Source organism: Accumulibacter sp., assembly GCF_016789985.1.
GTDB lineage: Bacteria > Pseudomonadota > Gammaproteobacteria > Burkholderiales > Rhodocyclaceae > Accumulibacter.
In genome coordinates this window covers 1-7,036 of record NZ_JAEUOL010000216.1, presented here as the reverse complement: position 1 = coordinate 7,036, position 7,036 = coordinate 1, and the positions used below count along the sequence as shown (strand labels likewise).

The window sequence follows — 7,036 nt, the reverse complement described above, 5'->3', positions numbered from 1 at the left end:
GATCGTCTTGCGCATCCCAGGGAGGGCCTCTTCCAGACCAAACCGTACCTCGTCCGCTAACTTATCTGTCTTTCCCATCGTCTCTCAATGTGTTGCCTCGTAATAATCAGAGATTACATTAAAAGTGATGGGTGGTAAGGTCGTCCTGTGGGTCGTCACGATGGTCGTTTGAACTTGCCAGCCGGTCCGTGGCTGTCTTCGCACGGAGACAGTCGGCGAGCGAACTGTCGCTTGATCAGGTTCTTCATGAATGGCAAAGTCTCGGCGCCAACGCCGTTCCCGGTTCGCTCTTGCGCCGGACAGCCAAAAACCTCGGCCAAGGAGTCTTGCCATGATCGGTGCTCGCCACTATCCTGCCGGCGAAATCCGATGCGATGGTCGACCGGTGGTGATCCGGGGAATCCGCCCTGCCGACAAGCAGGCAATGCTGGACGCGCTTCTTGAGCTTGGCTCGGGCTCGATCCATCGTGATGAGGCAGCTCACGGTGGCCCGGATGCGGCAAGAGCGGGATTGAACACCCGGGCGCCAGCGGGCCAGACCGTTGGTTGCCGACTGGCGACTGCATCCTTGCGGGAAAGACCGGGTAACCAGCATGATGGTAAGATATTGCACCGCACAAGCCGTGGTGGGCGAACGGTGGAGCGCCCGGGTGCCCTCCCCCACAATGCTGGATCGATGCGTGGACAGGAAGACGATGACCGAACAACAGGCTGACAAGGGTTCCATCCAGGTCATCGAGCGGATGATGTCGCTGCTCGAGGTGCTGGCCGACATGCCGGAACCGGCGAGTTTGAAGATACTCGCCCAGAGCTCCGGTCTGCACCCATCGACGGCGCATCGCATCCTGGCGGCAATGACCAGCGCGGCGCTGGTCGAGCGGCAGGACAACGGCAGCTACACGCTGGGCATCCGCCTGCTTGAACTGGGGAACATCGTCAAGTCGCGGATCAGCATCCGGCAGGTGGCCCTGCCTTACATGCAGCAACTGCACGAACAGATCGGCGAGGCGGTGAATCTCGGCATCCGCCACGAGGATGAAATCATTTACGTCGAGCGGACATCGAGCGGTCGCTCGCTGGTGCGGGTGGTCTACCTGGTGGGCGGCCGGGCGCCGCTGCATCTGACTTCGGTCGGCAAACTGTTTCTCGCGGCTGACAGCCCGGCCGATGTTCGTGCCTACGCAAGGCGTACCGGTTTGCCCGGAAAGACGCTGCATTCGCTGACCCGGCTCGACGCCCTGGAAAGGGAACTTGACAAGATCCGCCGGCACGAATTTGCCTACGACAACGAGGAAGCAGAGATTGGCCTGCGTTGTATCGCCGCACCGATTCGCAATGACGAAGATCAGTTGGTCGCCGGGCTTTCCGTGTCGGCGCCGAGCGATCGCCACAACCCGGACTGGGTGACGCCGATCAAGGTGACAGCGAACGACATTTCGCAGGCACTGGGCCATCGCAAGCGCTTGCGCAACTGATCAAGAAGGCTGAAACCAGCCCAGCCAGGAAGTATAGTCCCGCTGGTTCGCAGGAAACAGCAAGGCTTGAAGACTCCGCTGCGGCGAGGTCGTTCACTGACATGATGCGATGCTCGATCTGTTACGGCGCTTTGCCGCGATGCTTGATACACTCCTGGCCTGTCTCGACAAGCCGATCCCATGCGCCCCCTGCCATCGCTCCTGCCTTTCCTGTTTGTCTTCCTGTGGAGTACCGGCTTCATTGGCGCCAAGTTCGGGCTGCCGTACGCCGAGCCGCTGACCTTCCTGCTCACCCGCTATCTGCTGGTTCTCGCCCTGATGACGTGCCTCGTCCTGGCAACACGCGCACCGTGGCCGACCGATGGGCGCCAGATCGTGCATATCGGCGTTTCCGGTCTGCTGGTGCATGCCTTGTACCTGGGCGGGGTGTTCATAGCCATCAAACATGGTTTGCCGGCTGGCGTGACGGCTCTGGTGGTCGGCATGCAGCCGCTGGTGACGGCCTGCGGTGCCGGTTTCGTGCTCGGCGAGAAGGTATCGCCACGTCAGTGGCTGGGGCTGGTGCTCGGTTTTGCCGGCGTCGCACTGGTGGTCGCCAACAAGCTCGGCGACCTGCCGCTGGCGGGAATGCTGCTGCCGGCAGTGGCCGCGTTGCTGGGCATCACCATCGGCACTCTCTACCAGAAACGTTTCTGTCCGCACTTCGATCTGCGCAGCGGTTCGGTGATCCAGTTTCTGCCGACCGCCGTCGTCACCGCGCTGCTTGCCTGGTCTACCGAGAGCATGCAGATCGAGTGGACGCCGCAATTCGTTTTTGCGCTGCTCTGGCTGGTACTGGTGCTTTCGTTCGGCGCCATCAGTCTGCTCAATCTCCTGATCCGCCGTGGCAGCGCGGTCAATGTGGCGAGCCTGTTTTACCTGACGCCGCCGAGTACGGCGGTGATCGCCTGGCTGATCTTCGACGAAAAGCTCGGCGGGCTGGCGCTGGCCGGCATGGCGCTGGCGGTGGCCGGCGTCTATCTGGCGCGGGCGCCCGGTCGATGAGCGATTCCGGGTACGGCGTGCTGCGCATTCTGGGGGTCGATCCCGGCTTGCGCATCACCGGCTTCGGGTTCATCGAGAAAGCCGGGAACCGCCTGAGCTACCTCGCCAGCGGCTGCATCCGGACCAATGTCAGGGACTCTCTGCCGGTCCGCCTGGGGACGATCCACACCGGGCTGCGCGAACTGGTGCAGCAGCACGCGCCACACCAGGCAGCGGCGGAAATCGTCTTCGTCAACGTCAACCCGCAATCGACCCTGCTGCTTGGTCAGGCGCGCGGCGCGGCAATCACGGCACTGGTTGCGAGCGGACTCGACGTTGCCGAGTACACGGCCTTGCAGGTCAAGCAGGCGGTGGTCGGCAATGGTCATGCGGACAAGGTGCAGGTGCAGCACATGGTGCGCCGCCTGTTATCCTTGTCGGCCGACCCCAGCCCGGACGCAGCCGATGCCCTGGCCTGCGCGATCGCGCATGCGCACGGTGGACAGGGACTCGGGCGGCTGGCGAGCGGTGGCCTGCAGGTCCGCAAGGGCAGGCTGATCGTCAGGAAGGGCGCCGGTCAATGAAGGGGATTGAAGAATGATCGGCCGGCTGACCGGAACCCTGCTGGAAAAGAATCCGCCACAGGTGGTGCTCGATGTGCACGGCGTTGGCTACGAACTCGAAGTGCCGATGAGCACCTTTTACCATCTGCCCGCGAATGGCGAGCCGCTCAGCCTGTTGACCCACTTCGTGGTGCGCGAGGACGGCCATTTCCTCTACGGGTTTGCCAGCGCGGGCGAGCGCTTCGCGTTTCGCCAGTTGCTGAAGATCTCGGGGGTCGGCGCGCGCCTCGCGCTGTCGGTGCTCTCCGGATTGTCGGTGAGCGATCTGGCCGAGGTGGTGGCGCGACAGGAGGTGGGACGCCTGACCAAGGTGCCCGGGATCGGCACCAAGACAGCCGAACGGCTGCTCCTCGAACTGAAGGGAAAACTTCCCGACGCGCGACCCGACAACCTCGCGCCGGCCGACGAAGCGCACAGCGACATCCTCAATGCTCTGCTGGCGCTGGGTTACAATGACCGGGAAGCGACTGCGGCGATGAAACAGTTGCCGCCCGATGCCAGCACCTCGGATGGCATCCGCCAGGCACTGAAGCTGCTGTCAAGGGTCTGACTCGACGATGAATCCCGGTCACAAACAACTCATCCAGATCGCACTCGTCGCGCTGTTGCTGATCGGCTGCATCGCCGTACTGTTGCCTTTCACAGGTACCCTGCTTTTCGCCATCGTCATATGTGTCACCACCTTGCCGGTGCGCAACCGGCTGCTCAGGCTTTGCCGCGGACGCAGCAATCTGGCAGCGCTGCTGGTCTCGATCCTGTTGCTGCTCCTGCTGGTCGCGCCCGTCGCCCTGCTTTCGGGGTCGCTCGCCGACGGCGTCGAGGTCGCCATTCGCTACCTCAAGCCATTGATGGAAAATGGTCTGCCTGCCGAACCGCCGGCCTGGCTGGCGAAACTGCCCATCCTCGGTCGCGATGCCGCCGCCTACTGGCGCGAACTCGTGGAGAGCCGCGAGGAGATGAACAACCTGTTGCACCAGTTCGTCGACCCCACCCGCAAGCTTGCTCTGGCGGCCGCCGCGTTGCTGGCGCAGGGCCTGCTGCAGCTGGTGCTGGTGATCTTTTTCGTTTTCTTCATCTTTCGTGACGCCCACATCTATGCCGACGCCCTGCACATTGGCAGCCGTACTCTCGGCGGCGACCTCGGCGAGCGCATGCTGGCACTGGCCGAAGGCACGGTGACCGGGGTCATGGTCGGTATTGTCGGCACGGCAGCAGCCCAGGCGCTGGTGGCGATGATCGGTTTCCTGGTGACCGGTGTTCCCGGCCTCATCATCCTGACGGTAGCGACTTTCTTCTTCTCGATGGTGCCGGTGGTCGGCGCAACGCTGATCTGGCTGGGCGCCGCCGTCTGGCTTTACAACGAAGGGCAGACCGGCTGGGCCGTATTCATGGTGCTCTGGGGAATGTTCGGGATCAGCAGCGTGGACAACTTCATCAAGCCGATCCTGATTTCACGCACCGCCAGTCTGCCGCTGTTGCTGATCGTGGTTGGCGTCTTTGGTGGTGTGCTGGTCTTCGGTTTCATTGGATTGTTTCTTGGCCCCACTCTGTTGGCGCTTGGGCAGGTACTGATACGCGAGTGGCTGGCGCATGCCGAGTCGCGTGCCGCGGCGGCGGCGGAGGAAGGGGTTGTGCAGTGATCGAGAACGACCACCTCGCCGGTGTTCCGCCGGACCGCCTGATCTCTCCCGAGTCGAAGTCGCTCCAGGAGGATGTCATCGAGCGGGCGCTGCGTCCCCGGCGGTTGGCGGATTATGTCGGCCAGGCGAAGATTCGCGAGCAATTGACCGTCTTCATCGAAGCCGCCCGCAAACGCAGTGACACGCTCGATCACGTGCTCCTCTTCGGGCCGCCCGGCCTCGGCAAGACCACGCTGGCGCACATCATTGCTGCCGAGATGGGTGTCAACCTGCGCTCGACGTCCGGCCCGGTGCTCGAACGGGCAGGCGACCTGGCCGCCATTCTGACCAACCTGGAGCCACGCGACGTGCTGTTCATCGACGAGATCCACCGCTTATCGCCGGTCGTCGAGGAGATCCTGTATCCGGCACTGGAAGACTTCCAGATCGACATCATGATCGGCGAAGGTCCGGCGGCGCGCTCGGTCAAGCTCGATCTGCCTCCGTTCACGCTGGTCGGAGCGACCACCCGTGCCGGCATGCTGACCAATCCGCTGCGCGACCGTTTCGGGATCGTCGCCCGACTGGAATTCTATACCCCCGATGAACTCACCCTGATCGTTACGCGTTCGTCACAGTTGCTCAAGGTGCCTGCCGATACCGGTGGTGCGCTGGAGATCGCGCGGCGTTCACGCGGCACACCGCGCATCGCCAACCGGTTGCTCCGCCGGGTACGTGATTTTGCCGAGGTTCGGGCAAGCGGTCAGATCACCCGGGAGGTGGCCGATTCGGCCCTGCGGATGCTCGACGTCGATCACGGCGGGCTCGATGTCATGGACCGCAAGCTACTCTCGGCGGTGATCGACAAGTTTGCCGGCGGTCCGGTCGGGGTGGACAATCTCGCTGCCGCGATCGGCGAAGCGCGCGATACGATCGAGGACGTACTCGAACCCTACCTGATCCAGCAGGGCTTTCTGCAACGCACGCCGCGTGGTCGGGTGGCGACGGTGGCAGTATATCGTCACCTCGGTCTGACCGGTCATCCGGGTGAAGTCCAGGACGAACTCTGGCGTGCGCCCTGAGCGGCGCGCGGCCTGGTCACAAGAACTTACAGATCGCGCGAGGATGCTGCCTTAGAATCGGCGCCGGCCATGAAACACGAGCAGAAACCCAATGCCTTCACCTTTCCCGTACGCATCTACTACGAAGATACCGATGCCGGCGGGGTGGTTTACTACGCCAACTACCTCAAGTACCTGGAACGCTGCCGCACCGAGTGGTTGCGTGCCATCGGCCATGAGCAGGCCGATCTGCTGCGCGACCCGGGTATCGCCTTCGTCGTGCGCAGCGTCAGCATCGAATATCACAAGCCGGCCCGGCTCGACGATCAACTGGTCGTCGGCCTCGAAGTGGAAAGGATCAGCCGGGCACAGATCTTCTTCCGCCAACATGTCCGGCGGGTTGACGAAAGCTGTGCCGGCGGCTGGCAGGAGCTGGCCAGCGCTGCCATCCAGATTGTCTGTGTGAACTCGGTACAGATGAAAACGACTTCGATTCCCGCAATCCTGCGCACCAAACTGGAAGCTTTGCAATGAACGTCTCGCAAGACCTCTCCATCCTGCACCTGATCATCAACGCTAGCGCTGTCGTGCAAGTCGTCATGTTGCTGCTCGCTGGCGTTTCGTTCATGTCCTGGTATTATATTTTCCGCAAGTGGTTTACGGTCAAGGCAGCGCGGGCGCAGACCGAGCAGTTCGAGCGCGATTTCTGGAGTGGCGGCGATCTCAACAGTCTCTACCAGAGTGCGATCAACGACCGCCACAGTACCGGCAGCATGGAGCGCATCTTCGAATCGGGCTTCCGCGAATTCACCAAGTTGCGCAGCCAGAAGAATCTCGACCCGAAGGACGTGATCGACGGTTCGCGGCGGGCGATGCGCGCCACCTACCAGCGCGAGATGGACAGCATCGACTCGCACCTTGCCTTTCTCGCTTCGGTTGGTTCGGTCAGTCCCTATGTCGGACTGTTCGGCACCGTCTGGGGGATCATGCATTCCTTCCGCGGGCTCTCGAACGTTGGTCAGGCGACGCTCGCCGCGGTTGCCCCGGGCATTGCCGAAGCCCTGGTGGCAACGGCCATCGGCCTCTTTGCGGCCATTCCGGCGGTGGTTGCCTACAATCGCTTTGCCCACGAGATCGACCGCCTGTCTTCGCGTTTCGAGTCCTTCATGGAAGAGTTCTCGAACATCCTGCAACGGCAGATGAGGTAAGGCCATGCGTCCGCGTCGTCTGAAAAA

8 protein-coding genes are annotated in these 7,036 nt (G+C 62.7%); all 8 read left to right on the top strand.

Annotated elements, in window-relative coordinates; genetic code table 11:
• The first annotated feature begins 695 nt into the window (after window positions 1-695).
• The 8 genes from JNK99_RS12540 to tolQ all read left to right on the top strand — a co-directional run bounded on the left by JNK99_RS12540 (window position 696) and on the right by tolQ (window position 7,009).
• Entirely contained in the window at window positions 696-1,475 is a 780-nt protein-coding gene (locus tag JNK99_RS12540) for an IclR family transcriptional regulator (RefSeq protein ID WP_291853597.1), read from the top strand.
• Between the two features lie 180 nt (window positions 1,476-1,655).
• Window positions 1,656-2,519, top strand: coding sequence for a DMT family transporter (locus tag JNK99_RS12535; protein ID WP_291853594.1), 864 nt, complete (start codon window positions 1,656-1,658; stop codon window positions 2,517-2,519).
• The gene (gene ruvC, locus JNK99_RS12530) at window positions 2,516-3,082 is read left to right on the top strand and encodes a crossover junction endodeoxyribonuclease RuvC (RefSeq protein ID WP_291853593.1); all 567 of its coding nucleotides are present in this window, start codon (window positions 2,516-2,518) and stop codon (window positions 3,080-3,082) included. Before JNK99_RS12535 ends, ruvC begins: the two co-directional genes overlap by 4 nt.
• Before the next feature lie 13 nt (window positions 3,083-3,095).
• The gene (ruvA, locus tag JNK99_RS12525) at window positions 3,096-3,671 is read left to right on the top strand and encodes a Holliday junction branch migration protein RuvA (protein ID WP_291853591.1); all 576 of its coding nucleotides are present in this window, start codon (window positions 3,096-3,098) and stop codon (window positions 3,669-3,671) included.
• A 7-nt stretch (window positions 3,672-3,678) separates the two neighbouring features.
• Window positions 3,679-4,761, top strand: a complete 1,083-nt coding sequence (locus JNK99_RS12520) for an AI-2E family transporter (protein ID WP_291853589.1) — start codon at window positions 3,679-3,681, stop codon at window positions 4,759-4,761.
• Window positions 4,758-5,822, top strand: coding sequence for a Holliday junction branch migration DNA helicase RuvB (ruvB, locus tag JNK99_RS12515; protein WP_291853587.1), 1,065 nt, complete (start codon window positions 4,758-4,760; stop codon window positions 5,820-5,822). The genes JNK99_RS12520 and ruvB overlap by 4 nt, the downstream gene beginning before the upstream one ends.
• A 69-nt stretch (window positions 5,823-5,891) precedes the next feature.
• On the top strand, window positions 5,892-6,335 hold the full coding sequence (gene ybgC, locus JNK99_RS12510; RefSeq protein ID WP_291853585.1) for a tol-pal system-associated acyl-CoA thioesterase: 444 nt from the start codon (window positions 5,892-5,894) through the stop codon (window positions 6,333-6,335).
• Complete coding sequence (tolQ, locus tag JNK99_RS12505) at window positions 6,332-7,009, top strand: protein TolQ (RefSeq protein WP_291853583.1); 678 nt, start codon at window positions 6,332-6,334, stop codon at window positions 7,007-7,009. Before ybgC ends, tolQ begins: the two co-directional genes overlap by 4 nt.
• Window positions 7,010-7,036 lie beyond the last annotated feature (27 nt).

Coding starts and splice junctions, on each gene's coding strand:
- JNK99_RS12535 (WP_291853594.1), top strand. CDS start 1,656: ATGCGCCCCCTGCCATCGCTCCTGCCTTTCCTGTTTGTCTTCCTGTGG.
- ruvA (WP_291853591.1), top strand. CDS start 3,096: ATGATCGGCCGGCTGACCGGAACCCTGCTGGAAAAGAATCCGCCACAG.
- JNK99_RS12540 (WP_291853597.1), top strand. CDS start 696: ATGACCGAACAACAGGCTGACAAGGGTTCCATCCAGGTCATCGAGCGG.
- tolQ (WP_291853583.1), top strand. CDS start 6,332: ATGAACGTCTCGCAAGACCTCTCCATCCTGCACCTGATCATCAACGCT.
- JNK99_RS12520 (WP_291853589.1), top strand. CDS start 3,679: ATGAATCCCGGTCACAAACAACTCATCCAGATCGCACTCGTCGCGCTG.
- ybgC (WP_291853585.1), top strand. CDS start 5,892: ATGAAACACGAGCAGAAACCCAATGCCTTCACCTTTCCCGTACGCATC.
- ruvC (WP_291853593.1), top strand. CDS start 2,516: ATGAGCGATTCCGGGTACGGCGTGCTGCGCATTCTGGGGGTCGATCCC.